The following is a 25573-nucleotide window of genomic DNA, read 5'->3' on the forward strand; positions in this document are numbered from 1 at the left end:
TAAGGCATTATAAGCCTCAGACATAAAAATTATAATAAAGGGTAAAATTAAGTAAAAAATACAGGGTATTTAACAGATTTCTGTTAATTTAATACCTTTAAAATCTATCTATAATTACAAGCACCTGCATTGTTGGAGAAACACATGACAGCAACACACGAGGCGGTAAAAACCCGCCACAAGGAGACCTCTCTCATTTTCCCGGTTCTGGCACTGGCTGTGCTGCTCTTCTGGGGAAGCAGTCAGTCATTGCCAGTGGTTGTGGGGATCAATATTCTGGCTCTGGTGGGTATTTTAACCAGTGCATTTAGCGTGGTACGCCATGCGGATGTGTTAGCCCACCGTCTTGGAGAGCCGTATGGGTCATTAATTTTAAGCCTTTCGGTTGTGATTCTTGAAGTCAGTTTAATTTCCGCATTAATGGCCACCGGCGACGCCGCGCCAACGCTAATGCGCGATACGCTCTACTCCATCATTATGATTGTTACCGGCGGCCTGGTCGGTTTTTCACTTTTATTAGGTGGTCGCAAATTTGCCACCCAGTACATGAACCTCTTTGGCATTAAACAGTACCTGATCGCCCTGTTCCCGCTGGCGATTATTGTGCTGGTGTTCCCGATGGCGCTGCCGGGTGCAAATTTCACCACCGGCCAGGCGCTGCTGGTGGCGCTGATTTCCGCGGCGATGTACGGCGTGTTCCTGCTGATCCAGACCAAAACGCACCAGAGCCTGTTTGTTTACGAGCATGAAGACGACGGCGACGACGATGACCCGCATCACGGTAAGCCGTCGGCGCACAGCAGCGCGTGGCATACGGTTTGGCTGATCGTGCATCTGATTGCCGTTATTGCTGTCACCAAGATGAATGCGAACCCGCTGGAGGCGCTGTTAACTGAACTGAACGCGCCGGTCGCCTTTACCGGTTTCCTGGTGGCCCTGTTGATCCTGTCGCCAGAAGGCCTGGGAGCGCTGAAAGCGGTGCTCAATAATCAGGTGCAGCGGGCGATGAATCTGTTCTTCGGCTCCGTTCTGGCGACCATCTCCCTTACCGTTCCGGTGGTGACGTTGATTGCCTTTATGACGGGAAATGAATTGCAGTTTGCGCTGGGTGCGCCAGAGATGATTGTGATGGTGGCATCCTTGCTGCTGTGCCAGATATCCTTCTCCACCGGCCGCACCAATGTGCTGAACGGCGCGGCGCATATGGCGCTGTTTATTGCGTATCTGATGACGATATTTGCGTAGCCTTTTTGCCCAGCGGCGCTTCGCTTGCAGGGCCTACGGGTTTTGTAGGCCGGGTAAGCGCAGCGCCACCCGGCAATATGCCCCATAAAAAAACCCGCCGAAGCGGGTTTTTTTATTAGTTGCTGGTATCCAGCTCGTCGAAGCTCTTCACCAGATCGTCAATCGCTTTGATCTGTTTCAGGAACGGCTCCAGCTTATCCAGCGGCAGCGCGGATGGACCGTCGCATTTCGCGTTAGCCGGATCCGGGTGCGCTTCAATGAACAGACCCGCCAGGCCGGTTGCCATACCGGCGCGCGCCAGTTCGGTCACCTGCGCACGACGCCCGCCAGACGCGGCGCCAAACGGGTCGCGGCATTGCAGGGAGTGGGTCACGTCGAAAATCACCGGGGACTGGTTAGAGACGTTCTTCATCACGCTGAAGCCCAGCATATCCACAACCAGGTTGTCATAACCGAAGTTTGAACCACGGTCGCAGAGGATCACCTGGTCGTTACCGCCTTCGATAAACTTGTCGACGATGTTACCCATCTGGCCAGGGCTCACGAACTGCGGTTTTTTCACGTTAATCACGGCACCGGTTTTCGCCATCGCTTCTACCAGGTCAGTCTGGCGAGCGAGGAACGCCGGAAGCTGAATCACGTCTACCACATCAGCCACGGGCTGTGCCTGAGACGCTTCGTGCACGTCGGTGATCACTTTCACGCCAAACGTCTGTTTCAGCTCCTGGAAAATCTTCATCCCCTCTTCCAGGCCCGGGCCACGGTAGGAGTGAATGGAGGAGCGGTTGGCTTTGTCAAAAGAGGCTTTAAACACGTACGGGATGCCCAGCTTTTGGGTCACGGTCACGTAGTGTTCGCAGATGCGCATAGCGAGATCGCGGGATTCCAGAACGTTCATACCGCCAAACAGCACGAACGGCAGGTCGTTTGCCACGTTGATATCACCAATGCTAACCACTTTTTGTTTCATAGGATCGCCTTATTCAGGTGTGAATCGGAATTAAGATTAATGCAGTGTAATGTGTTTATGCGCGATCGCGTTAATCTGCGCGCGGATCATCTCGCTGATCGGGTCTTCCGGACATTGCTCGACGAAATAATTCAAATCATTCAGCGCCACGTGCTCGCAGTCGAGCTGCGCATAAATCAGGCCGCGGTCGCGGATTTCGTACGGATCTTCCGGATTAAACTGCAACAGCACTTCGCTTGCGCGCAGAGCCAGCTCCATCTGACGCTCTTCCATCAGCGCAGACTTCAGCGTATCCAGGAGCTTGCGGATCACTTCGGCGTTATCGGCTTCATCGAGATCTTCATTGAACAGCTCAGCTATCGGGCTGATGTTGCCTTTCAGCCAGACGTCCAGCGTATGCTCATCCAGCGTGTCGCCGTTAAACGGATTGATTAACCACATCTCACCGTCCAGCCACTCCGCCCGCAAAATCATCTGCGTCGGGAAAATGACCGGCACCAGTGGAATATCCAGCTCGTGCGCAACCCACAGTAAAATGGCGCCCAACGCGACGGCGCTGCCCTGACGATTTTTCAACACCTGGTCCAGCCACAGTGCGTCAGACAGGCGGTACACGCCTCGCGTGTCGCAGAAACCCCATTCGCCGTAGAAAAGCTCAATCAGCTTCTCTAATTGCCAATCCTGCGGACGTGCCTGATTGATCTCTTCGCGCGCCAGGCTGACCAGATTCTCCAATTCAGCGTAAACGTACTGTGACGTAAAATCGTCGCGGATCATCTCTGAAATCAGGATCATACCATCGCAGAGCGGCACTTTGTTAAATTCGAAATCGGCTAAGGACCTCATGACTTACCCCAGTAACGGTATTCTTGTGGTGGCGAGTTTAATGATGATGTACAGCACCACCAGACCCAGCAAAAAGGCGATAAACCCTGTCTGCTGGCTGCGCGGACGATGACGCCCAAGCGCGATAAAACCCAAAACGATGTAGATGATAACGCCAAACAGCTTTTCAGTCAGCCATGCGCCTTTATCAGTAAATGGCAGATAGCCGGTTTTCCACATTAACCCGGCTCCGGAAAGGAACAGCACCGTGTCGATACAGTGCGGGGCGATGCGTACCCAGCGGGCGTTAATTAGCGGATTGTTGCTGTAGCGCCACCAGTAGCGGGCAATGAAAAAGCCGATGGTCAGGGCAACGGAAATCAGGTGAACGGAGATCAGCAGCGTAAACAGGCTCATGACCACTGCCCCAGCGTCAGACGTTCATTGCCGCCGTAATCCCGGCAGGTTTCCACGGCAGCGTATCCGGCACGCGTAAACAGCGCTCGCACCGCCTCTCCCTGCGTCCAGCCATGTTCCACCAGCAGCCAGCCACCGGGAAGCAAATGTTGTCGTGACGTTGTCACAATGTGATCGAGATCCGCAAGTCCCTGATTCGCAGCGACCAGCGCGGTCAACGGTTCAAAACGCACGTCGCCCTGCGCGAGATGCGGATCGTCTTCGTCGATGTAGGGCGGATTGCTGACAATCATTTCGAACACACGGCTTTCAAGCGCGGCAAACCAGCTGCTTTGCAGAACGGAAACATTGTTCAGCCCCAGCCGTTCAACGTTGCGCCGCGCGAGGGCGACCGCATCAGGCATCACGTCTACCGCCGTCACGGTGCAGTCCGGTCGCTCGCTGGCAAGCGCCAGCGCAATCGCGCCGGTGCCAGTACCGAGATCTAGGATCAGACACGGCTGCGCCGGTAACCGCGCCAGCGCCTGCTCCACCAGACACTCGGTGTCCGGGCGCGGGATCAGCGTGGCCGCTGAAACGTACAGCGGAAGTGACCAGAACTCGCGTTCGCCAACCAGATGCGCCACCGGCTCGCCGGTTTTACGGCGGGCAAGCAGCGCCTCCAGCTGCGATTGCTGTTCAGCGGTCAGCGCGGTTTCGCCGAAAGCCAGCAGATACGTGCGGGCTTTACCCGTCACATGCTCAAGCAGAATTTCGGCGTCGCGCTTCGGGCTTTCACTTGCAGAAAGCTCACTGGCGGCATGGCGTAACCAGCGCTGAAAATCCATTAATCCTGCTCGGACAGTGCCGCCAGCTGGTCGGCCTGGTATTCCTGCACGATAGGCTCAATCAGCATATCGAGCTTGCCTTCCATCGCCTCATCCAGACGGTAGAGCGTCAGGTTGATGCGATGGTCGGTTACGCGACCCTGCGGGAAGTTATAGGTCCGGTTACGGTCGCTACGATCGCCGCTGCCCAGCAGGTTACGGCGGGTAGAGGCTTCCGCCTGCTGGCGTTTCGCCATTTCCGCCGCGTGGATGCGGGCGCCCAGCACGGATAACGCTTTAGCCTTGTTCTTGTGCTGGGAACGTTCATCCTGACACTCAACCACAATCCCGGTGGGCAGGTGAGTAATACGGATAGCGGAGTCGGTGGTGTTAACGTGCTGACCACCTGCCCCTGAAGAGCGGAAGGTGTCGATGCGCAGATCCGCCGGGTTGATATCCGGCAGTTCCGCTTCCGGCAGCTCCGGCATCACCGCCACCGTACAGGCTGACGTATGAATGCGTCCCTGAGATTCTGTCGCAGGCACGCGCTGCACGCGGTGACCGCCGGATTCAAACTTGAGACGACCGTACACGCCGTCACCGCTGATTTTGGCGATAACCTCTTTGTAGCCGCCATGCTCGCCTTCGTTGGCGCTCATGATCTCCACGCGCCAGCGACGGGATTCGGCATACCGGCTGTACATACGGAACAGATCCCCGGCGAACAGCGCCGCTTCGTCGCCGCCGGTACCGGCGCGGACTTCCACAAAGGCGTTACGTTCATCATCCGGATCTTTCGGCAGCAGAAGCACCTGAAGCTGCTGCTCCATCTCTTCTGAACGCGCTTTTGCGTCCTGCAACTCTTCCTGCGCCATCTCGCGCATCTCAGGATCGTCGAGCATCATCTGCGCGGTTTCGATATCTTCCTGGACCTGTCGCCAGTCGGTAAAGCATTTTGAAACATCACTTAACTGCGCGTATTCACGCGACAGCGCGCGAAAACGTTCCTGGTCGGCAATGATCCCGGCATCGCCGAGCAGCGCCTGGACTTCTTCATGGCGCTCGTGCAGAGCTTCCAGTTTAGCGACGATAGAAGGCTTCATAGGCGTAAATGCACCTTGTCTTAGAAAATGGGTATAGGGCGCTATTCCAGCCCGAGGCTGTTGCGCAGAATAGTCAGGCGTTCATCGTCCCCGTCACGGGCAGCCTGCTGAAGAGATTTGGTTGGGGCATGGATCAGGCGGTTGGTCAGTTTCCAGGCCAGATCCTGCATAATCGCCTGCGCGTCGCCGCCCTGTTCAAGGGCCGCTAACGCTTTGGCCGTCAGGTCATCACGCACCTGCTCCGCCTGACCGCGGTATTCGCGGATGGTCTCGCTGACGCTTTGCGCGCGCAGCCAGGCCATAAATTCGCTGGTTTCCTGTTCAACGATGGTTTCCGCCTGCACAGCCGCCGCCTTACGCTGGGCAAGGTTGTGCGAAATGATGCTTTGCAGGTCATCCACGCTGTACAGGTAGGCGTTCGCCAGTTTGCCCACTTCCGGTTCGACATCACGCGGAACGGCGATATCCACCAGCAGCATCGGCTGATTGCGGCGGGATTTCAGCGCACGCTCGACCATCCCTTTCCCGATAATCGGCAGCGGGCTGGCGGTAGAACTGATAATAATGTCCGCCTCTTTCAGACGTTCATCGATGTCGCTCAGCGCAATCACCTCAGCGCCCACTTCGTCCGCCAGCACCTGCGCACGTTCGCGGGTGCGGTTGGCAATGATCATCTTCTTCACCTTGTGTTCGCGAAGATGGCGCGCCACCAGCTCGATGGTTTCGCCCGCTCCCACCAGCAGTACGGTGACGGTCGACAGGGATTCAAAAATTTGACGGGCAAGGGTACAGGCCGCGAAAGCAACCGAAACCGCACTGGCGCCAATGTCGGTTTCGGTTCGCACACGCTTCGCCACGGAGAATGACTTCTGGAACATTCGTTCCAGTTCGCTGGCTTTCAGATGCCCTTTCTGGGAATCCGCGAAGGCTTTTTTCACCTGGCCAAGGATCTGCGGCTCGCCCAGCACCAGCGAATCCAGACCGCTGGCCACGCGCATCAGATGGCTGACCGCATCGTTATCCTGATGCCAGTACAGGCTGTTGCGCAGCTCTTCTTCGTTGAGGTTGTGGTAGTCACACAGCCAGCGGATCAGCGCCTCGTGCAGGTTGTCCTGCTCTTCTACGCTCAAATACAGCTCGGTACGGTTGCACGTCGACAGCACCACGCCCCCCTGCACCATCGGCTGTGCAAGCAGGCTGTCCAGCGCCAGGTCGAGCGTATCCGGCGAAAACGTAACGCGTTCTCGCAGTGAAACCGGGGCCGTTTTGTGGTTAATACCGAGTGCTAATAGGGTCATGTTGAGCGGGAGTAGTACCAGCGTTAATAAGGTTAGCAGGACGCATCATACAGGATGCGCGAGATCAATAAAAGAGACTGCCCCCTTTCGGAGTAATAGCTTACGCCACGCTTTGAGATAATTTGAACGTAGACGGTGGCACCCTTCAACGCTAGCATTAACAGTTATAACTGCAACGTATCTCAAGGATTTGTCATCATTATGACCCGAATGATTCGCCTGCTGCCTCTGGCGGCCCTGGTTCTGACCGCCTGTTCCGTTCATCAGCCGAAAGGCCCGGGCAAAAGCCCTGACTCACCGCAGTGGCGTCAGCACCAGCAGGACGTGCTGAAATTAAGCCAGTACCAGACCCGCGGTGCATTTGCTTATCTCTCTGACGAACAAAAAGTTTATGCTCGCTTCTTCTGGCAGCAAACGGGTCAGGACAACTATCGCCTGCTGCTGCTGAACCCGCTGGGCAGCACCGAGCTGGAGCTTAACGCGAAGCCTGGCGAAGCGCAGATCACCGATAACAAAGGCCAGCACTACACGGCAACCGACGCCGAAGAGATGATTGGCAAGCTGACCGGAATGCCGATTCCGCTCAATAGTCTGCGCCAGTGGATCCTCGGCCTGCCGGGTGACGCAACCGACTATACGCTCGACGATCAATACCGTCTGAGCCAGGTGAACTACACCCAGGGCGGTAAAACCTGGAAAGTGGTGTACAGCGCGTATGACAGCAAGACGCAACCGTCGCTGCCGTCCAATATGGAGCTGACGGAGGGTAGCCAGCGTATCAAGCTGAAAATGGACAACTGGATCGTTAAATGATGACCCACTGGCCCTCTCCCGCAAAACTGAACCTGTTTCTCTACATTACCGGGCAGCGCGCTGACGGCTATCACACCCTGCAAACCCTGTTTCAGTTTGTCGATTACGGCGACACCATCTCCATCGAACCGCGTCAGGACGGGCAGATTTGCCTGCTGACGCCGGTCGACGGCGTGGCGCATGACGATAACCTGATCGTGCGCGCTGCCCGCCTGCTGATGAAAACGGCGTCGACGTCGGGTCGTCTGCCGGCGGGAAGCGGTGCGGATATCCGTATCGACAAACGCCTGCCGATGGGCGGCGGTCTTGGCGGCGGCTCATCAAACGCCGCGACCGTACTGGTGGCGCTTAACCACCTCTGGGGCAGCGGTCTGACGACGGACGAACTGGCAGCGTTAGGGTTGACGCTGGGCGCCGATGTACCGGTGTTTGTGCGCGGCCACGCGGCGTTCGCTGAAGGTGTCGGTGAAATCCTCACGCCGGTCGATCCGCCGGAAAAATGGTATCTGATCGTTCACCCTGGCGTGAGCATTCCTACCCCGGTCATCTTTAAAGATCCTGACCTGAAAAGAAATACCCCGGTACGGTCAATAAACACGTTATTAAATTGTGAATTCAGCAACGATTGCGAGGATATCGCAAGAAAACGTTTTCGCGAGGTTGATGCGGTGCTTTCCTGGCTGTTAGAATACGCGCCGTCGCGCCTGACCGGTACAGGGGCCTGTGTCTTTGCTGAATTTGACACCGAAACCGCCGCCCGTCAGGTGCTTGAGCAAGCGCCGGTTTGGCTGCATGGTTTTGTAGCACGCGGGATGAACACCTCCCCCCTACAGCAGGCCATTCTGGCGCAGACTGAGTTTCGGTGACAACGTCACCCTGTTCCAGACGTTGCATCGCGCTCTTTAATACACCGCCTGGATAGCGTTTGCTTAGGCCCCGCAGTTTGCGGCGAACGCTATCCACCACTGGACGCATGCCTGAGGTTCTTCTCGTGCCTGATATGAAGCTTTTTGCTGGTAACGCCACCCCGGAACTAGCACAACGTATTGCCAACCGCCTGTACACTTCCCTCGGCGACGCCGCTGTAGGTCGCTTTAGCGACGGCGAAGTCAGCGTACAAATTAACGAAAATGTACGCGGTGGTGATATTTTCATCATCCAGTCCACCTGTGCTCCAACGAATGACAACCTGATGGAATTGGTTGTTATGGTCGACGCGCTGCGTCGTGCTTCTGCTGGCCGTATTACTGCTGTTATTCCTTACTTTGGCTATGCACGTCAGGACCGTCGCGTCCGTTCCGCGCGTGTGCCAATCACCGCTAAAGTTGTCGCTGACTTCCTGTCCAGCGTCGGCGTTGACCGCGTACTGACGGTTGACCTGCACGCAGAGCAGATCCAGGGCTTCTTCGACGTGCCGGTTGATAACGTATTCGGCAGCCCAATCCTGCTGGAAGACATGCTGCAACTGAATCTGGACAACCCGATTGTGGTTTCTCCGGATATCGGCGGCGTGGTACGTGCTCGTGCTATCGCGAAGCTGCTGAACGATACCGACATGGCGATCATCGACAAACGCCGTCCGCGCGCTAACGTTTCTCAGGTGATGCACATCATCGGTGACGTGGCTGGCCGCGACTGCGTATTGGTGGACGACATGATCGATACCGGCGGTACGCTGTGTAAAGCCGCTGAAGCGCTGAAAGAGCGTGGTGCGAAACGCGTATTCGCTTACGCCACTCACCCGATCTTCTCCGGCAATGCGGTAAACAACCTCCGTAACTCCGTCATTGACGAAGTTGTGGTCTGCGATACCATCCCACTGAGCGACGAGATCAAAGCGCTGCCAAACGTGCGTACGTTGACTCTGTCCGGGATGCTGGCCGAAGCGATTCGTCGTATCAGCAACGAAGAATCGATCTCTGCAATGTTCGAACACTGATCGAACACGGCCAAAAAACCCGCTACGGCGGGTTTTTTTGTTTATAGTATTTATTTGTATGACTTATGCCTCCTTCACCTGCCATTCATATGACAGATGATGCGCACACGGATGATAGATAATTGTGAAAAACGTAACCTCCTCACATGTTCTGCCCTTTCGCGCCCTCATCGACGCCTGCTGGAAAGAGAAATACACATCGTCACGCTTTGTTCGTGACCTGATAGCCGGGATCACCGTCGGGATTATTGCCATCCCGCTGGCGATGGCGCTGGCGATTGGTAGCGGCGTCGCGCCGCAGTACGGGCTGTACACCTCGGCCGTTGCGGGGATTGTGATTGCGCTGACGGGCGGGTCTCGCTTCAGCGTCTCCGGCCCGACTGCCGCCTTTGTGGTGATCCTCTACCCGGTTTCCCAACAGTTTGGTCTGGCAGGCCTGCTGGTTGCCACCCTGATGTCCGGCATTTTTTTAATTCTGTTTGGTCTGGCCCGCTTTGGTCGCCTGATTGAATATATTCCCCTTTCCGTAACGCTGGGGTTCACCTCGGGGATTGGGATTACCATCGGGACCATGCAGATTAAGGATTTCCTCGGCCTGCAAATGGCCCATGTTCCGGAGCATTATTTACAGAAAGTGGGCGCGCTGTTTATGGCGTTGCCGACGGCCAACCTGGGGGATGCAGCCATTGGCATCGTTACCCTCGGCACACTTATCGTCTGGCCTCGCTTAGGCATTCGTCTCCCGGGGCATCTGCCCGCTCTGCTGCTGGGCTGCGCGGTGATGGGCGTTGTCAACCTGCTCGGTGGACAGGTCGCCACCATTGGCTCCCAGTTTCACTATGTTCTGGCGGACGGCTCACAGGGTAGCGGCATTCCGCAGCTGCTGCCGCAGCTGGTTCTGCCGTGGGACATGCCGGGTTCCAGCTTTACCCTGAGCTGGGATTCCCTTCGCGCTCTGCTGCCCGCTGCATTCTCCATGGCAATGCTGGGTGCGATCGAGTCCCTGCTCTGCGCCGTCGTGCTCGACGGCATGACCGGCACTAAGCACAAAGCCAACAGCGAGCTGGTCGGCCAGGGCTTAGGGAACATCGTTGCACCGTTCTTCGGCGGTATTACCGCTACGGCTGCGATTGCCCGTTCCGCCGCGAACGTACGTGCGGGCGCGACATCACCGGTTTCGGCGGTCATTCACTCCCTGCTGGTGATCATGGCGCTGCTGATCCTTGCCCCGCTGCTTTCATGGCTTCCGCTCTCGGCCATGGCTGCGCTGCTGCTGATGGTGGCCTGGAACATGAGTGAGGCGCATAAGGTGGTTAACCTGCTGCGCCGTGCGCCGAAAGACGACATTATCGTGATGCTGATCTGCATGTCGTTGACCGTACTGTTCGATATGGTTATCGCCATCAGCGTCGGCATTGTGCTGGCCTCGCTGCTGTTTATGCGCCGCATCGCGCAGATGACGCGTCTCTCCCCGGTTAACGTTGAGGTGCCTGACGATGTGCTGGTGCTGCGCGTGATTGGCCCGCTGTTCTTCGCCGCAGCGGAAGGTCTGTTCAGCGATCTGGAATCCCGCATTGCGGGCAAACGGATTGTGGTGCTGAAATGGGATGCCGTCCCGGTGCTGGATGCCGGCGGTCTGGATGCCTTCCAGCGCTTTGTTGTGCGTCTGCCGGAAGGCTGTGAACTGCGGGTGAGTAACCTCGAATTCCAGCCCCTGCGCACCATGGCGCGCGCGGGCGTGCAGCCGATCCCTGGCCGATTGTCCTTCTACCCTAACCGTGAAGCTGCGTTAGCGGATCTGTGAGTCATCTGATGCAGAGACGCGTCTTTGCATCATCACCCCGATCGCCTGCTGGAGCCATTCAAGCACGGCAGGCGTCATCCACGTGCCCTTCATCAGATGCGGCTCCTGCTGCATGGCGAGGCGAAATTTTTGCTGGGTCTGCGGGTTTGTTCCCGCATAGGACTGGAATAAAACCAGCCAGTTTTCTGCCAGCTTTTGCGCATTGTCAGAAGCGGGACTGAGATTATCCCGCTGCGCCTGATGCAGCTTCGCCACCAGCGGCGGCCACTCCATCATCCGGTCAAAGTAGTGCGCCCGGGTAAAGGCCATCTCTTCGGCAGTGAGATATTTCTCCCAGATGCTGAGCTTTGATTCGGCAAACGCCCGCGTGATGTAATCAGTTATCTCCGGCGTAATGCCGGTTTGCTCCTGCATCTGCGGCTCCACGCTGTGCATCTCGTTCAGACGGGTCAAAAATTCCGGTTTGCCTGCGGTATCCTGCTCCAGGCGTTCCATCCACCGTGAAGCCAAATCGGTCGCCCGCGCGTCCGTGACGCTGACGTTCTGTTCCAGCAAGTGTTTAACTTCCGTCACCAGACCTGCCCAGATATCCGCCAGCGCCTCTTTCTCTACCGCAAACGGCAGTTGCTGCAACTCTTCTTTGCTAAACCAGCGATCGTACATATTCATTAACTCCAGAGTCTGTAGCCAGGATTCCAGATCCGGCGTCGCATCGTCGGTCAGCCCGGTACGCAATTCCACCAGCCGGTTGCGCAGCGTATGGATGCTACGCAGTTGCTTGTCCAGCAGAGTGATTTGCCCGTCGAGTAATTCGGCTAATGACAGCGAACGCTGTTCCAGAAAATCCCTGATTTCGGCAAGCTCCAGTCCGGCTTTTGCCAGCGCCTGGATCATATGCAGACGCTGCACATCCGCCAGGTTATAAAGCCGGTAGCCTGCCGCGCTTCTGGCAGAAGGTAACAACAGCTCTGTTTGCTCGTAGTGATGCAAAGTCCGCACGGTGATCCCGGCACGTTTCGCCAGTTCACCCACCTGTATCAACATAACGGCTCCTTTTGTTCTGCCAGTGTCGTTACTCTGAAGCCTTACGTTACGTGAGGGTCAATGCGTCATGCAAAAAAAAACGACTTCAGATGAAGTCGTTTCGGTGTTCTTTATGGGGCACTAGCTATGCTTGCGCTGGTCGCGGCGGCATCGTTTATCGTAATGGCGCACCCACCAGTATTTATCGCAGACTTCCTCATGTCCGCTCACGCGCGCCCCGGCGAGCCACAATACCGCACCAAGGAAGATACTCAGCACCGCGCCATGCGCAAAGTATTGTGGGAGGTCAAGCTGCGGTAATTGGTTTAAGATTGAATAACCGACACCGGCGACCATCACGAACAGTCCCAACCCCATTAGCACGTTACCGAGCATTGAAGCGTTTTTGCGTTTCATATGTCACCTCCGGAACTTTGGGTTGTCAGGGGAAAAGCCCCTTCTCCTTGTGTGTAAAGTATAGACAACGCCTCTTATATGAGTTGCGTGAATGATCACATTTACTGATCACTCCCGGACAAAAATTTACAAATAAGACATTGAACAGCTTGAAATTCTAATTGTTCAAAGAGGAAATTATTCGCATTTCGGTGTACAGCAGGCAGAACTTTGTCAAGCGGCGCGCCAGACAGTAAACTACGCGCCAGATCTGGAACCCATTAGGAAGTAAATCGTGACGATTAAACTGATTGTCGGCCTCGCCAATCCGGGCGCAGAGTATGCCGCTACCCGCCATAACGCCGGCGCCTGGTATGTTGATCTGCTGGCGGAGCGTTTGCGCGCTCCCCTGCGTGAAGAACCCAAGTTTTACGGGTATACCTCACGCATCAATCTTGCGGGTGCCGACGTGCGGTTGCTGGTGCCAACCACCTTTATGAACCTGAGCGGCAAAGCCGTGGCGGCCATGGCAACGTTTTATCGCATCAATCCGGATGAGATTCTGGTGGCCCACGACGAACTGGACCTGCCGCCAGGCGTGGCGAAGTTCAAACTGGGCGGCGGTCATGGCGGCCACAATGGTCTGAAAGACATCATCAGCAAACTGGGTAATAACCCTAATTTCCACCGTTTGCGCGTGGGAATCGGCCATCCGGGCGATAAAAACAAAGTTGTTGGTTTCGTACTGGGTAAACCACCGGTTTCTGAGCAGAAGTTGATTGACGAAGCGGTGGACGAAGCGGCCCGCTGCACCGAGATTTGGCTTCAGGATGGCCTGACAAAAGCCACCAATCGACTGCACGCTTTCAAAGCGCAATAATCGGCGCCCTGGGGCTTTTTTACCGCGCGTCGCGCGGGTTACGTGTATAATAGGCGTAGTTATTTACTTTTCTTCAATCGGTTATCGTTAACGGATTGATTATCAAGATATTAAGGTGATTTAGAAATGGGATTCAAATGCGGTATCGTCGGTCTGCCAAACGTGGGCAAATCCACCCTGTTCAACGCGCTCACCAAAGCAGGTATTGAAGCGGCGAACTTCCCGTTCTGTACCATCGAGCCGAACACCGGTGTTGTTCCTATGCCCGATCCGCGTCTGGACCAGCTCGCGGAAATCGTGAAGCCGCAGCGCATTCTGCCAACTACCATGGAGTTCGTGGACATCGCGGGCCTGGTAAAAGGCGCATCCAAAGGTGAAGGCCTGGGCAACCAGTTCCTGACCAACATCCGTGAAACCGAAGCGATCGGCCACGTTGTGCGCTGCTTCGAGAACGACAACATTATCCACGTTAACAACAAAGTGGATCCGGCTGACGACATCGACGTCATCAACACCGAGCTGGCCCTCTCTGACCTCGACACCTGCGAGCGCGCCATTCACCGCGTGCAGAAGAAAGCCAAAGGCGGCGACAAAGACGCGAAAGCGGAACTGGCTGCGCTGGAAAAATGTCTGCCACAGCTGGAAAACGCGGGCATGCTGCGCGCGCTGAAAAACCTGACTGACGAAGACAAAGCGGCGATCAAATACCTGAGCTTCCTGACCCTGAAGCCAACCATGTACATCGCCAACGTTAACGAAGACGGTTTCGAGAACAACCCGTATCTGGACAAAGTGCGTGAAATCGCTGCGGCTGAAGGTTCTGTAGTGGTAGCGGTTTGCGCTGCCGTTGAATCTGATATTGCAGAGCTGGACGACGCCGACCGCGAAGAGTTCATGGCCGAACTGGGTCTGGAAGAGCCGGGCCTGAACCGCGTGATCCGCGCGGGCTATGAGCTGCTGAATCTGCAAACCTACTTCACCGCTGGCGTGAAAGAAGTGCGTGCGTGGACCATCCCTGTGGGAGCGACCGCGCCTCAGGCGGCTGGTAAGATCCACACCGACTTCGAGAAAGGCTTCATTCGTGCGCAGACTATCGCGTTTGAAGACTTCATCACCTACAAGGGTGAGCAAGGCGCGAAAGAAGCAGGCAAGATGCGTGCGGAAGGGAAAGATTACATCGTTAAAGATGGCGACGTGATGAACTTCTTGTTTAACGTCTGATTTGTTTTGAATGAAAAAAATCCACGCTTTGGCGTGGATTTTTTTATTGTGAGGTTAAAACACATTGTCTAAGAGATCAGTTTTCATGCTGGAATCTAAGGGAATGATTTCGGCAGAAACAAGCCTAACGCCTGAAAAGAGCCCTCGCGCTAGCGCTCTTTAAGAGATGCAGGACTCTCAGATTTAGCGAGAATGACCCCACCAGTTCTTGGGATCCGTCTTCCGGAAGTCAGAAATATCCCCTCTGAATACCCTTTTTTAGTCACTCAACATGAGAAGGTATCGTTGCGTCAACCTCCTCAAGGGGTTTATATACGTCAATATGACAATGTAAACCGTAGTCATCTTTTTCCTCGTAGCCTTTTTTAAACTGCTTGATATAACTGCTGATACAGTTCCTTTTTTGCCACCGGTTATAGTTATCATTTTTGGCGCTTTTGAACTTAATACGCAGGGCCCGATTGAGACAACACGTTACGCTTCATATCCCAGGAATAAAACCAATCATGCCAGCCATTTTTTTTTGCTGGATAGCTACAGACAACGATCACTTCCTTTGACAGGTTGAATGTTAAGTAATAGAAAGTCGCACCTTCAGGAGGGGCAGACCAAAATAGTTTTTCGCCCTGAGCATTGAAGATGGTCAAAACGGTTGGTAATGGCTTAGGCTCGCTTAACACAAAGACTAACTGGCGTGTTAAGTCGACCAATGCATAGCTTAAAAATGACACACTAACCAGTATGTTACTTTCACCACACGCCCATTGAAGCAGGTCTTTTTCTTTAATACAAATGAGATTTTCAATCATTGGTAAACCTCAACGTTTAAAGTTTGATCTGCTTCAAATCACCTTCATAAAGCCCCACAAGATATACCCGGTATCGGGCTGGCTGCACTTCTTTATACGTTAATACAGCGGAAAACTCTTTTAAACACTTTGAACATGTGTTTTTCGAAACATCTAATTGGCTTTCATCATAGCTATATTTCTTATGTTCACTATCAAGCTTCACACCTCTCATTTTCTTAACCAAAAAGCATTTTACCTCTTCTGTGAGCGTGTCAAACTCATATGAGTTTACGATAGAGTAGACTATTACCCCCTCGCATTCAGGGCATGTTATTTCCTTTCCATACTCTATGAAATCATTGTCAATGCCATCAAGGACTAATAACTTCTTTTTCAGTCGATTAGTTATTTTCATTTTCTCTATAGCTTTTAAATTCAATAATTATAAGTTAAGTTAAGTTAAGTTAAGTTAAGTTAAGTTAAGTTAAGTTAAGTTAAGTTAAGTTAAGTTAAGTTAAGTTAAGTTAAAAGTAAATGGGTGATTTCATTAGTCAATAACTTAATTTAGCCATGTTTTAGTGATTAATTATATTGAACTCCAAACTATATATATACCATGGTTGAATGACTTTGTCTCATACGAAACAGAAATTCGGCCCCATTCGCAATCCCATCTAATCATTTCTGTTTCCGTAATGTCAGGAACACCTAAATTCAGAGAAAGACTTAGCCAATCAGACAAATTTTTCACTGAATTTTTTAGCATGTTAATATTAGTTCTCGCATCCCAGTCATTTAGGGATTTATAATATTCACTATCCTTATCGACAAGATGAACCATAAAAGGAAAACCAAAACTTATTGGCCGTATGTTAATTTCAAATTCTTTATCGAAAAAAACCACCGAATCAATAAGATAGTGATAAGGTATGTATTTCCTTACAGAACCAAACGTATTTAGTTTGTGATAAAGTTTACTTTTGCAAAATCCTTCTTCAGTATCAATCTCCATAGTTAGATCATCGAAAGTTAGCTTTCCCGTTTTCGGATTAAAATTTAGGTTTATCATATATCTATAATCTTTCCTGGGGTTAAAAGATGTCTCGATTCCTCTGGGATAAAGAACTGAAGTCCTCCCCCATCTCCATACAACTTATTGGCTGCTGCTCTACCGTAAGCAACATCTATGTCTTCGCTTACATAGAAAGCTCTTAATTTCGTACGTACGGGCCATCGAGGATCTAATTTTACCTGTAACGCTTGATGATAACCCAAAGGATCACCTCTATATTGATTGACTGTTGGGAATGTCACAGTATATGAGAGTTGCTGATTTCCATTCGGGTAAAGAGCATATAGAATTGTACCTTTTTTAAGCTTCCTATTCTTATAAACATCAATACCGGGATAATCATCATTTCCAGGGCCTTGCCACTTCGTTGCTTCTTTAGATGGATCCTTACATTTACGGCTCAACCCCCACGGATCCACCCAACCCAGCGCACTCGGCGCATACTGGTAAAGGTTTATCCCCCCCGCCAGCCCTATCGGGTCCTGCTGCGTAAACCGCCCGCAGTCCGGGTCGTAATACCGGAACAGATTGTAGTGCAGCCCTGTCTCACGGTCCAGGTATTGTCCCTGCATGCGCAGGTTCTGGGAATATCCTGATACCTGCGTCTCGCTTTCCCGCAGCAGTTTGCCCCAGGCGCTGTTCACCCCTTCCCAGCGCACCTGCCCTTCGCTATCCGTCATCCGCTCCGGCGTGCCGTTGGGCTGACAGTGGAACCAGAAGATTTCCGGGGCATCAACGCCGTCAATACGTGCCAGCGGATCGTAGCTGTCCTGATCGCTGTAGACGTAGGTCAGCGGCACATCCCCGTGCACCTCCTGCAACAGCCGGAACCCTTCCCAGACAAACCGGGTGGTGACTGGGTTACCGGTTGGCTGTCCGCCCACCATCTGGCGACGCGTTTTGCTGATGCGTCGTCCGAGTGGGTCATAGCGGAAGCTGACCTGCGTCTGCGGCCTGTTGCGGTCCCGCGGCTGGCTGATGACCTCCGTCAGGCGGTGCTCGCCGTCGTAGCGGTAGTGCCAGCGGGTCTGGCCGTTATCCTTCTCCACGGTGCGACCATGGATGTCATAGCGCCAGCGAATGCCGTTCAGCTGCGTCAGGCGGTTGTGCGTGACCTTCTCAGCAGAGCCTTCGAGCGGGTTACCGGTAGTATCCCAGCGGTGCAACCAAGAGCACTGAAAATTACCGGTAACTATATCCCGGCGATGCAGGCGGCCAAGACGGTCATATTCGCTGCGGGTTCGTTAGTGTTAGTAGTTTGCGCCACGGTTGAATCCGATAATACTGAACTGGACGATGCCGACCGTGAAGAGTTTATGGAAGAGCTGGGTCAGGAAGGGCCAGGCGCGAAAGAAGGAGGCAAGATGCGTGCATAAGGAAAAGACTACATTGTTGAAGATGGCGATGTGATGAACTTCTTGTTTACGTTTAATTTTTATGAACGGGAAAAATCCACGCTTTCACGTACATTTTTTATTAGGGAGTCAAAAAAATATCTTAGAGATCTGACTTCTTGCTCACCTCCAAAGAAATGATTTGTGTAGTCGCAAGCTTTAACGTCTGAAAAGGCACCTCGATTAATCACTCAACAAGTAAGGCCAGACTCTAATACTTAGCGAGGCTGACACCACCGTTTCTTAGGAGAGGTCTGCCGGTCGACAATAATATATCTTCTAAATCCTTTTTTTTTGCGAGCGGGAATCGTTAAAAGTTTTGAATCGCATTTTATCATAATAAGCAGGGCCTGATCGAGACAACGCGTTACGCTTCATACCATTTAAATAAAACCAATCATGCCAGCCATTTTGGTTTTCCACATAGCTAAAGACAACAACCCCTTCTTCGTTCAGATGATTTTTAAGTAATAGAAAAATGTGCCTCGTGGCAGTGCAGGCAAAGAAGCTTTTGCCCTAAGCATCAAATAGGGTTACAACGGTTAATAATGGCTTTTTATCGGTTAACACAAAAACTAACTCGCGTGTTGTAAGACAATTGCATAATCTAAAATGGTATGCTGAAAATTTTTTTTACCCTTCAGCAATGATAACGTTTCTATGATTTGTTCCATTCTTTATCCAGAACATTTCATCTTGAGGTAACGTTCCATTACCGCAGAAATCAACAAGCTCACCTTGCCAACCGTCAGGAACATATTTTTGATAATGCATACTTTCAACATACTCCGAATATAGTCTTTTATTATCAAAATCTATAAGCAAATCCGGCATAAGATCATATATATCCCACCAAGTTGTTTTTTGCGAAAGCCTACTAAAAAACTCATCAGCTATGTCATCCTTATCGAATGAATAGCCATCTTTAATTAACCCATCAATAAATATCTGCGCGTTTTCTTCATTTACTACGGGTATGTCATATCTTTCCTTATGGACATCCTGTAGATTTATTTCCACCCCACTTTTCACAAAACCCTCTATCCATTTAATTCTATCTAAAATCCACATTTCTTTGAACGCCACGAACCAATAATATATTCCTTCTTTCTTTACTATCACAAGGAGATCATCATCTTTATTAATATTCATATAGTAACCTATTTTACATTACCGGAGCCTGGAATCGCTACTTCTTCAAGCCATTCTGCCCATACTGATGGTAATACATACGATCTACCTGGCGTTGTTGGATCAACGTGCTTAGGAGCCAATTCCCCTTGATTTAACGGATTAAGCATGCGTCAGGGGGTTGTGCGTGTCCTTTCCAGCAAGTCGTTCGAGGTGGATTACCAGCAGACGATCGCAGTTGTCATAATTTCATTATTGCGTACAGATGGTAAAAGACTTTTAAATGCTCAGAGTCTAATATCTAAAGACTTTACACTTAAAAGAATGAGCATGACGTAAAGAAAAAGGGAAGTTGCGTGCAGAAAGCAAAAAATCAAATCGTTAAAAATGGCGATGGGATGAACTTCTTGTTTAAAGTTTGATTTGTTTTTTATGAAAAAAACGAACTTGCGCACTCTTAGGAAAATAGAACTCAAGGTATTTTTCAGCTCTGTCTTGAAACGTTCGTTCTTTGACGTAGTTATAAGAATCATTAAAATATTTGTACGCTTCATCAAATTGATTCAACTCATAAAAAACCATGCCGAGGTCGATTAACGGCGCTGTCTCTATATCCGATCCACGTGTACTAAGTATCCTCTCCCCCCATTTTTTCGCCTCATCGTTCTCCTTGAGAGCAAAGCAAGCACTGTACATGTACGCAGAGTTGCAGTTGGCAATTTTCCATTCGATCTGCGGCTCAGGAAGAGCCTGCCGGACATTTTGTTATTGCTCTAAAGCCTCGGCTTATTTTTTATCATGAAATTCGTTTCCTTTTTCTACAAGAGATGTAAGTATTATTCATGTGTTTATTCATTAGCAATAGCAAATAAACCTCCTCACCTATAAAAAGGGGAATAAGAAATAAATGCTTTTAGAAGCAAGGAGGTATCTAAGACAGTAAATCTTTATTATTAAAAAACTTAAAAACTAACCAAAAAAGAATTTCTTAAACCCTTCAACCTCAACATCTTTTAGTTTAGTTTTAAGCATCACATCGATATCTTCCAGAAAATCTTCTCTTAAATTAAATTCATCATCTGTAGCATCACCATCATAATTATTTTGTTCCATCTCAATAGCAGAACAAAAAGCATTCAAAAAGTCAGCTAAGGAACCAGAAATTATAAAGTTTCGTTTTTGAATGCTACCATAAACAGGAGATGTTAGATTTTGGGTGTCACAAAAAAGAACGTCACCATTTCTTTCAGCAAAGATTATATATTCATCGCGCCAAGCCGTATCATTTTGAACTCGCCAACCGGATAATATTTCGTTGAGATCTTGAGGTTCAATAATCTGTAAATAAAAAGTACCATCAAATGTTGGACTGTCATTTAAAATCAAATGACGATAAAAAAAATCAACCTCCCCATTTAAATTCACGGGAAAAGAAGTCTCATTTTCATCGTCTGTATAGTCTATCTCTCCCATATTCAATTCATTCATTTTAAATTTGTTCACAAGATCTTGGACTGCATTTTTTATGTTCATCTTTCCACCTATAATTGCTTACATCGTTGTCTAGATTTTAGTGTTCTTTCTCTATCGATTAAGCGCCCACGCGTCGAGTTCTTAGTATTCCCTCTATGTCCTTGATCACCATGGACATGCTCATTGAACTTGTCGGGATGGTTATGATTTTTCAAGAATACAATGTTCCTCGGATCACCTTGCCATTTGGAACCAAGTGTACCATTGCCTTCTACCGAATTGATATGATGCCCGGTATAGCCTGCCCGGGACATCACAGAGGTTAGGCTCTTGTTGGGCGTCTTCAAAATTAAATCCCTCTCTTGCGCTGTCCAATTTCTTGTGCCAGCCCCACCATCCTGCAATAAGGCTTTTTCTTGCACCCATGCCCTAGAAATAGCAGAGCTTCTAGCTCCACCTTGAGCAGAAAGAGAATCATGTGGCCGGTAACGAATGAGATCGTCAGGAGTCAACCCCCACGGATCTGCCCACCCCAGCGCATTCGGCGCATACTGGTAAAGGTTTATCCCCCCCGCCAGCCCTATCGGGTCCTGCTGCGTAAATCGTCCGCAGTCCGGGTCGTAATACCGGAACAGATTGTAGTGCAGCCCTGTCTCACGGTCCAGGTATTGCCCCTGCATGCGCAGGTTCTGAGAATATCCTGATACCTTCGTCTCGCTTTCCCGTAGCAGCTTGCCCCAGGCGCTGTTCACCCCTTCCCAGCGCACCTGCCCTTCGCTATCCGTCATCCGCTCCGGCGTGCCGTTGGGCTGGCAGTGGAACCAGAAGATTTCCGGGGCATCAACGCCGTCAATACGTGCCAGCGGATCGTAGCTGTCCTGATCGCTATAGACGTAGGTCAGCGGCACATCCCCGTGCACCTCCTGCAACAGCCGGAACCCTTCCCAGACAAACCGGGTGGTGACTGGGTTACCGGTTGGCTGTCCGCCCACCATCTGGCGACGCGTTTTGCTGATGCGTCGTCCGAGTGGGTCATAGCGGAAGCTGACCTGCGTCTGCGGCCTGTTGCGGTCCCGCGGCTGGCTGATGACCTCCGTCAGGCGGTGCTCGCCGTCGTAGCGGTAGTGCCAGCGGGTCTGGCCGTTATCCTTCTCCACGGTGCGACCATGGATGTCATAGCGCCAGCGAATGCCGTTCAGCTGCGTCAGGCGGTTGTGCGTGACCTTCTCAGCAGAGCCTTCGAGCGGGTTACCGGCAGCATCCCAGCGCCACTGCTCCTGGCCGGGCAGCGTGCCGTCCTGAACCAGCAGACGTCCGGCGCTATCATACTGCCAGCGGTACCAGCTGAACGGGTTATCGTCCCGCTCTTCGCGGACCAGGTTATTGCGATAGTCGTAATCCCAGCGGCAGGACCAGCGGCGCGGCGACGGGCGCTGGGCATTGCCGGTAAAAACGTCCCGGCGATGCAGTCGACCGAGACGGTCATATTCGCTGCGGGTGGTCAGCAACCCCTGCGTGCGGCTGGTTTCACGGTGGAGTTCGTCGCGGGTAAAGTCGGAGACCGACAGCTTATCAAGGGCAATGCTGAGCAAATGTCCGCTGCCGTAGTAAAACTGCTTCAGCTCCCGGCCATCGGGCAGCGTGACGGAGGTGCGGTTACCCAGCGCGTCATACTCCCACGCCAGCTCCCCGTGTTCGCCCGTTTCGCGCGTGACGCGCCCGAGCGCGTCATACTCAAACACAAGCTCCTGCTCGGCCTCGGCGCTCCAGGCATCGGCTGAAAGTGCGGGATGCAGCCCAATCCGGCTCAGAAGGCCGGACGGGGTGTAGTGGTAGCGGGTCTGCCCTTCCGGCGTGGTGCGGGCGACCAGCTGGCCGCTCGCGCTCCAGGCGAAAGCATGGGTGATGGCCTCCGGATGTCCGGCGGCAAAGGTGCGCGCTATCGTACGTCCGCAGGCATCGTAGCGATACTGCGAGGCCACGCCATCGAGTCCCACCTCTTCCAGCAGCAGCGAGTCTGCGCCCCAGCGGAACTGATACGCTTCGCCGTTTTCGTTTTCCAGGGCAATCAGACGCCCGCGGCTGTCCCAGCGGCGACGCACCTCTTCACCCTGCGTATTGCGGGTGGCGGTTAAGCGCCCTGCCTCGTCGTATCTGAACTCGCTCTCTTTCCCATCGGCGCCCGCATGCTTCACCGGCAGACCACGTTCGTTCCATTTGAGCGACTCGGTCCAGCCTTCTGGTCGGTCGAGCTGCACCGGACGCCCCGCGGCGTCGTAGCGGTAACGCGTCTCTTCGCCGTCGGCGCTTATCTCAGCCACCAGCCAGCCCAGCGGATGATAACGGTATTGTGTCACACGGCCCGAACAGTCCGTCGCACGCACCATCTGCCCGGCCTCGTTGTACTCCTGGTAACGGCTGTTCCCGGCGGCATCGACTTCTTCCACAACCTGACCAAACTCGTCCCGACGCAGCAGCGAGGTCTGCCCCATCGGATCCACCACGCGTTTCAGCCCGTGATGTTCGTCATACCGGAACCGGGTGGCGCTACCGTCGGCTTCGATGATGGACGCCGGAAGCGCACGGTGCTCCAGCCAGGTGGTGGTGCGGGTATTGCCGTCGGCGTCGATCTCCTGCACCCGGTTGCCCATCTCGTCATAGACGAAGGTAACGGCATTACCCAGCGGATCGATGCGACGCGTGAGGAGTTCGTTGTCATCCCACTCGTAGCGCCAGTTCTCACCGCGCTCGTCAACGTAGCGAACAATCAGGTTTTGCGCGTTCCAGTAGTGCTTTCGCGTCTGACCGTCGTAGTGATCGACGGTCGTCAGCCCGGCGGCTAAATCGTAGCTAAAGCGACAGCCGTCGCCGGTGCTGGTGCGGTTTTCCACCACGCGCCAGTGGTCGAATTTTTGCCAGCGGTATTCGCTCTCCAGCCCGCCCGGCAGACGGTGCCAGACCATCAGGCCATCATCGTTATAACGGTATTCACGGGTAACCACGCCGGAGGCATCCGTTGCGCTGGCCAGCTGGCCGCGCGCGTCATACCTCCACTGCATCAGCGGCCATGTCTGGTTGCCGTCAAAATGGCTCGCCGAGGTAACGCGCTGCGGGAAACGTTCATCGTCATAGCGCAGGGTGACATCGATCGCTCGCGGCTCATCGTGCAGACCGACCAGCCGCCCGTGCTCATCCCATTCAGTCAGCAGCGCGTTGCCGTATTCGTCGCTGAGGGAGACCAGGCGCAGGATGGAGGGGTTAGCGCGGGTCGGTTTATACAGACGCCACACCGCGCCGTCATCGTCGGCTATCGCCACGTCGCCGCTCTCATTGCGGCGGATGATAATGCCTTCGCTGATGCTGTAAAACGCGCGGTCGACCGGCGGCAGTTCAAAGCTCAGCTCGCGCCCGGTTTCATCGAACCAGGTGGCGTTGTTTTCTTCCAGCGCCAGATAGCTGTCAAAGGTGGTAGCCCAGCCCAGACCGAAAAGCCCTTCGCGGGTGGTCAGGCTGTTGTAGCTGCGCTGCCAGCGCAGCGGAAAGCGCCCTGGCAGCGAGAAATCGAGTTCGTCGTCGTCATTCAGCACCTTCACGCCGGTAGCGGCGTGAACCGGGTGCGAGGAGCCGAACACGGCGTTGACGGCCATATCCGCCAGCATCCCGCCACCGGCAGCAGCCAGCGCGCAGGGCATGTTTTTCAGGATCTTGCCTGGCCGCCCGCGCAGCAGGGAGAGCGCAATCATCCCCAGCGCCAGACCCGGCGTTTTACCGCTTTTGATATCGCGGACCGTGAGCGTTTCGCCGCCTATGATCACGTTCGGGGAGACGTCGTCGGAAACGGTGCCCTCGCAGGTGGTGCGATCTTTTGCGCGCACCGCAGGCTGTCCGTTGATGAAGACGCTTTTCGAGCCTTCCGCCAGATACTGCGGCCCGGAGTGTTTATCACACGCCACCTTGTCTTCTTCCAGCGGCGAGGTCCCTGCGGCGGCAGAGGCGACGCTCGGCTGCCACATCTCGCTGCCGAACTGTCCGGCAGCGGAGAGCAGCATGCCCGCGTAGTCGGCAAAGCTGCCCGGCGACTGCGGCTCAGGGGACGGGGTATCGGCAGGGGTTAACGTCCCGGCGGCGCGTGCAGCGGGAAGTTTATTTGTCAGAACATTGCTCGAACCGGTGGTGATTTTGCCCGCGGGCGACGGCGGGAAAAGCGCGTTACCCAGCCCTTCAGCGGCGTTGCTGATATCGTCGGTGATCCCGGCGACGTTCGCCAGAACCCCGCCGATAATGCCGCTCAACAGACAGCTGGATCCAATCGCCGCCACGCCTGCTGCTGCGGCCCCGGCTCCCAGCAGTGGGGCCGCGACGGTCGCTGCCGCGCCCACCGCCGCGCCAATCACCGCATAGGCGGCACCTTCCGCCACAATGCTGGTAATATCAGCAAAAATGCTGGAGTGAATAATCTCGTCGCCCTTACGGGCCGCGTTGTTATCGCTCATGCCTTACACATTCCGGTTGTCGTTTAGCGTCAGACTCTGCTTCAGTGCGCTCCAGCGCGCCTCGTCCTCTTCCGTAAAGGCTTTTAAGGCCGAGAGGGTAAAAATTATCAGTACCGGTTTGCCCGGCGTCTGCACGGCCAGCTGTTTTTGCCACAGGCGCTGGCCGTTACGGTCAAAGGTGGTCTCAACTTCCAGCCCGTTAATTTTTCCGTCAGGCCCGGCTTTTACGTGCTGAAATTCGCTCTGGGCGATCTCACCCATCTGAGGTCGCAGCACGTCCCACTGGCGGTGAAACTCTTGTTCGTAGTCGCTGCCATCCGGGATAACGCCGCGGCTGACTACCACGGACAGCCCGCTTTCGTCATCGCGAATGATGTTCATGCTGTTATCCTGCCAGGCAGCAGGAAAAAGGGTAAAGGAACCTTCCTGGAGGGTGTATTTCATAAGTGAACTCGGGGTGATTAATATCAAGGAAAGTT

22 protein-coding genes and 3 pseudogenes are annotated in these 25573 nt (G+C 53.3%); 8 read left to right on the forward strand and 17 right to left on the reverse strand.

The window, feature by feature from the left end; genetic code table 11:
- Positions 1-144: 144 nt before the first annotated feature.
- Positions 145-1245, forward strand: coding sequence for a sodium-potassium/proton antiporter ChaA (chaA, locus tag FZF21_RS12285; protein WP_003856672.1), 1101 nt, complete (start codon positions 145-147; stop codon positions 1243-1245).
- A 115-nt stretch (positions 1246-1360) separates the two neighbouring features.
- Here chaA and kdsA read toward each other — a convergent pair whose 3' ends face one another.
- The 6 genes from kdsA to hemA are packed head-to-tail and all read right to left on the reverse strand — an operon-like array spanning position 1361 to position 6664.
- Positions 1361-2215 (reverse strand): 3-deoxy-8-phosphooctulonate synthase, encoded by an 855-nt coding sequence (gene kdsA, locus FZF21_RS12290; RefSeq protein ID WP_003856671.1) that lies wholly within the window; start codon positions 2213-2215, stop codon positions 1361-1363.
- A gap of 36 nt (positions 2216-2251) precedes the next feature.
- On the reverse strand, positions 2252-3061 hold the full coding sequence (gene sirB1 / locus FZF21_RS12295) for an invasion regulator SirB1 (RefSeq protein ID WP_006810913.1): 810 nt from the start codon (positions 3059-3061) through the stop codon (positions 2252-2254).
- 3 nt (positions 3062-3064) lie between these two features.
- Entirely contained in the window at positions 3065-3457 is a 393-nt protein-coding gene (gene sirB2, locus FZF21_RS12300) for an invasion regulator SirB2 (RefSeq protein ID WP_023296762.1), read from the reverse strand.
- A complete protein-coding gene (gene prmC / locus FZF21_RS12305) occupies positions 3454-4284 on the reverse strand; it encodes a peptide chain release factor N(5)-glutamine methyltransferase (protein ID WP_032104315.1) in 831 nt (276 codons plus the stop codon). Before prmC ends, sirB2 begins: the two co-directional genes overlap by 4 nt.
- Entirely contained in the window at positions 4284-5366 is a 1083-nt protein-coding gene (prfA, locus tag FZF21_RS12310) for a peptide chain release factor 1 (RefSeq protein WP_023296764.1), read from the reverse strand. The genes prmC and prfA overlap by 1 nt, the downstream gene beginning before the upstream one ends.
- Positions 5367-5407: 41 nt before the next feature.
- A complete protein-coding gene (gene hemA, locus FZF21_RS12315; protein WP_003856666.1) occupies positions 5408-6664 on the reverse strand; it encodes a glutamyl-tRNA reductase in 1257 nt (418 codons plus the stop codon).
- Positions 6665-6865: 201 nt separating this feature from the next.
- On the opposite strand from hemA, the gene lolB reads away from it, so the two are divergent.
- From lolB to dauA, 4 genes are all read left to right on the forward strand, one after another.
- Positions 6866-7477 carry a lipoprotein insertase outer membrane protein LolB gene (gene lolB / locus FZF21_RS12320; RefSeq protein ID WP_047365552.1) on the forward strand — a complete coding sequence of 204 codons (612 nt, stop codon included), beginning with the start codon at positions 6866-6868 and terminating at the stop codon, positions 7475-7477.
- Entirely contained in the window at positions 7474-8343 is an 870-nt protein-coding gene (gene ispE / locus FZF21_RS12325) for a 4-(cytidine 5'-diphospho)-2-C-methyl-D-erythritol kinase (protein WP_047738701.1), read from the forward strand. Before lolB ends, ispE begins: the two co-directional genes overlap by 4 nt.
- A 125-nt stretch (positions 8344-8468) precedes the next feature.
- Positions 8469-9416, forward strand: coding sequence for a ribose-phosphate diphosphokinase (gene prs, locus FZF21_RS12330; RefSeq protein WP_003856663.1), 948 nt, complete (start codon positions 8469-8471; stop codon positions 9414-9416).
- A gap of 124 nt (positions 9417-9540) precedes the next feature.
- Positions 9541-11220 carry a C4-dicarboxylic acid transporter DauA gene (dauA, locus tag FZF21_RS12335; RefSeq protein ID WP_032648531.1) on the forward strand — a complete coding sequence of 560 codons (1680 nt, stop codon included), beginning with the start codon at positions 9541-9543 and terminating at the stop codon, positions 11218-11220.
- Here the strand turns inward: dauA and FZF21_RS12340 are convergent.
- Together FZF21_RS12340 and ychH are read right to left on the reverse strand one after the other, a co-directional pair.
- Entirely contained in the window at positions 11206-12264 is a 1059-nt protein-coding gene (locus FZF21_RS12340; RefSeq protein ID WP_047738704.1) for a MerR family transcriptional regulator, read from the reverse strand. The two genes, dauA and FZF21_RS12340, sit on opposite strands and share 15 nt — an antisense overlap.
- 120 nt (positions 12265-12384) lie before the next feature.
- A complete protein-coding gene (ychH, locus tag FZF21_RS12345) occupies positions 12385-12660 on the reverse strand; it encodes a stress-induced protein YchH (protein WP_003856655.1) in 276 nt (91 codons plus the stop codon).
- 274 nt (positions 12661-12934) lie between these two features.
- Here ychH and pth point away from each other — a divergent pair, with 274 nt between their 5' ends.
- Both pth and ychF read left to right on the forward strand, forming a co-directional pair.
- Positions 12935-13519 carry an aminoacyl-tRNA hydrolase gene (pth, locus tag FZF21_RS12350; protein WP_006810922.1) on the forward strand — a complete coding sequence of 195 codons (585 nt, stop codon included), beginning with the start codon at positions 12935-12937 and terminating at the stop codon, positions 13517-13519.
- A gap of 126 nt (positions 13520-13645) precedes the next feature.
- Positions 13646-14740, forward strand: a complete 1095-nt coding sequence (gene ychF / locus FZF21_RS12355) for a redox-regulated ATPase YchF (RefSeq protein WP_003856650.1) — start codon at positions 13646-13648, stop codon at positions 14738-14740.
- Positions 14741-14794: 54 nt separating this feature from the next.
- Here the strand turns inward: ychF and FZF21_RS22210 are convergent.
- The 5 genes and pseudogenes from FZF21_RS22210 to FZF21_RS12375 all read right to left on the reverse strand — a co-directional run.
- Positions 14795-15085: pseudogene (locus tag FZF21_RS22210) on the reverse strand (YciI family protein).
- A 98-nt stretch (positions 15086-15183) separates the two neighbouring features.
- Positions 15184-15549 carry a hypothetical protein gene (locus tag FZF21_RS12360; protein WP_045911223.1) on the reverse strand — a complete coding sequence of 122 codons (366 nt, stop codon included), beginning with the start codon at positions 15547-15549 and terminating at the stop codon, positions 15184-15186.
- A gap of 16 nt (positions 15550-15565) precedes the next feature.
- Positions 15566-15946, reverse strand: a complete 381-nt coding sequence (locus tag FZF21_RS12365; protein ID WP_149121305.1) for a hypothetical protein — start codon at positions 15944-15946, stop codon at positions 15566-15568.
- 171 nt (positions 15947-16117) lie between these two features.
- On the reverse strand, positions 16118-16543 hold the full coding sequence (locus FZF21_RS12370) for a hypothetical protein (RefSeq protein WP_223832632.1): 426 nt from the start codon (positions 16541-16543) through the stop codon (positions 16118-16120).
- A 53-nt stretch (positions 16544-16596) separates the two neighbouring features.
- Positions 16597-17844: pseudogene (locus FZF21_RS12375) on the reverse strand (RHS repeat-associated core domain-containing protein); the annotation flags it as partial.
- Between FZF21_RS12375 and FZF21_RS22215 the strand changes: the two are divergent.
- Positions 17842-17979 (forward strand): annotated as a pseudogene (locus tag FZF21_RS22215) (hypothetical protein); the annotation flags it as partial. The pseudogenes FZF21_RS12375 and FZF21_RS22215 overlap by 3 nt on opposite strands.
- Positions 17980-18630: 651 nt before the next feature.
- On the opposite strand, the gene FZF21_RS12380 reads toward FZF21_RS22215, so the two are convergent.
- The 4 genes from FZF21_RS12380 to FZF21_RS12395 form a co-directional block, all read right to left on the reverse strand.
- Positions 18631-19149: a hypothetical protein gene (locus FZF21_RS12380; RefSeq protein ID WP_023296769.1), complete on the reverse strand. Its 519-nt coding sequence runs from the start codon at positions 19147-19149 to the stop codon at positions 18631-18633.
- Positions 19150-20097: 948 nt separating this feature from the next.
- On the reverse strand, positions 20098-20661 hold the full coding sequence (locus tag FZF21_RS12385; RefSeq protein WP_017384278.1) for a hypothetical protein: 564 nt from the start codon (positions 20659-20661) through the stop codon (positions 20098-20100).
- Positions 20662-20669: 8 nt separating this feature from the next.
- Positions 20670-25094 (reverse strand): RHS repeat-associated core domain-containing protein, encoded by a 4425-nt coding sequence (locus FZF21_RS12390; protein ID WP_167497063.1) that lies wholly within the window; start codon positions 25092-25094, stop codon positions 20670-20672.
- A gap of 3 nt (positions 25095-25097) precedes the next feature.
- Entirely contained in the window at positions 25098-25538 is a 441-nt protein-coding gene (locus FZF21_RS12395) for a DcrB-related protein (protein WP_023303865.1), read from the reverse strand.
- Between the last annotated feature and the right edge of the window lie 35 nt (positions 25539-25573).

The sequence above is a fragment of the Enterobacter sp. LU1 genome (assembly GCF_008271405.2).
In the GTDB taxonomy this organism is placed as follows: domain Bacteria; phylum Pseudomonadota; class Gammaproteobacteria; order Enterobacterales; family Enterobacteriaceae; genus Enterobacter; species Enterobacter hormaechei_C.

Excerpts from the sequence above, each read along its gene's own strand:
- chaA (WP_003856672.1), top strand. The coding sequence starts at position 145 with ATGACAGCAACACACGAGGCGGTAAAAACCCGCCACAAGGAGACCTCT.
- kdsA (WP_003856671.1), bottom strand. The coding sequence starts at position 2,215 with ATGAAACAAAAAGTGGTTAGCATTGGTGATATCAACGTGGCAAACGAC.
- sirB1 (WP_006810913.1), bottom strand. The coding sequence starts at position 3,061 with ATGAGGTCCTTAGCCGATTTCGAATTTAACAAAGTGCCGCTCTGCGAT.
- sirB2 (WP_023296762.1), bottom strand. The coding sequence starts at position 3,457 with ATGAGCCTGTTTACGCTGCTGATCTCCGTTCACCTGATTTCCGTTGCC.
- prmC (WP_032104315.1), bottom strand. The coding sequence starts at position 4,284 with ATGGATTTTCAGCGCTGGTTACGCCATGCCGCCAGTGAGCTTTCTGCA.
- prfA (WP_023296764.1), bottom strand. The coding sequence starts at position 5,366 with ATGAAGCCTTCTATCGTCGCTAAACTGGAAGCTCTGCACGAGCGCCAT.
- hemA (WP_003856666.1), bottom strand. The coding sequence starts at position 6,664 with ATGACCCTATTAGCACTCGGTATTAACCACAAAACGGCCCCGGTTTCA.
- lolB (WP_047365552.1), top strand. The coding sequence starts at position 6,866 with ATGACCCGAATGATTCGCCTGCTGCCTCTGGCGGCCCTGGTTCTGACC.
- ispE (WP_047738701.1), top strand. The coding sequence starts at position 7,474 with ATGATGACCCACTGGCCCTCTCCCGCAAAACTGAACCTGTTTCTCTAC.
- FZF21_RS12340 (WP_047738704.1), bottom strand. The coding sequence starts at position 12,264 with ATGTTGATACAGGTGGGTGAACTGGCGAAACGTGCCGGGATCACCGTG.
- ychH (WP_003856655.1), bottom strand. The coding sequence starts at position 12,660 with ATGAAACGCAAAAACGCTTCAATGCTCGGTAACGTGCTAATGGGGTTG.
- ychF (WP_003856650.1), top strand. The coding sequence starts at position 13,646 with ATGGGATTCAAATGCGGTATCGTCGGTCTGCCAAACGTGGGCAAATCC.
- FZF21_RS12360 (WP_045911223.1), bottom strand. The coding sequence starts at position 15,549 with ATGATTGAAAATCTCATTTGTATTAAAGAAAAAGACCTGCTTCAATGG.
- FZF21_RS12365 (WP_149121305.1), bottom strand. The coding sequence starts at position 15,946 with ATGAAAATAACTAATCGACTGAAAAAGAAGTTATTAGTCCTTGATGGC.
- FZF21_RS12370 (WP_223832632.1), bottom strand. The coding sequence starts at position 16,543 with ATGGAGATTGATACTGAAGAAGGATTTTGCAAAAGTAAACTTTATCAC.
- FZF21_RS12380 (WP_023296769.1), bottom strand. The coding sequence starts at position 19,149 with ATGAATATTAATAAAGATGATGATCTCCTTGTGATAGTAAAGAAAGAA.
- FZF21_RS12385 (WP_017384278.1), bottom strand. The coding sequence starts at position 20,661 with ATGAACATAAAAAATGCAGTCCAAGATCTTGTGAACAAATTTAAAATG.
- FZF21_RS12390 (WP_167497063.1), bottom strand. The coding sequence starts at position 25,094 with ATGAGCGATAACAACGCGGCCCGTAAGGGCGACGAGATTATTCACTCC.
- FZF21_RS12395 (WP_023303865.1), bottom strand. The coding sequence starts at position 25,538 with ATGAAATACACCCTCCAGGAAGGTTCCTTTACCCTTTTTCCTGCTGCC.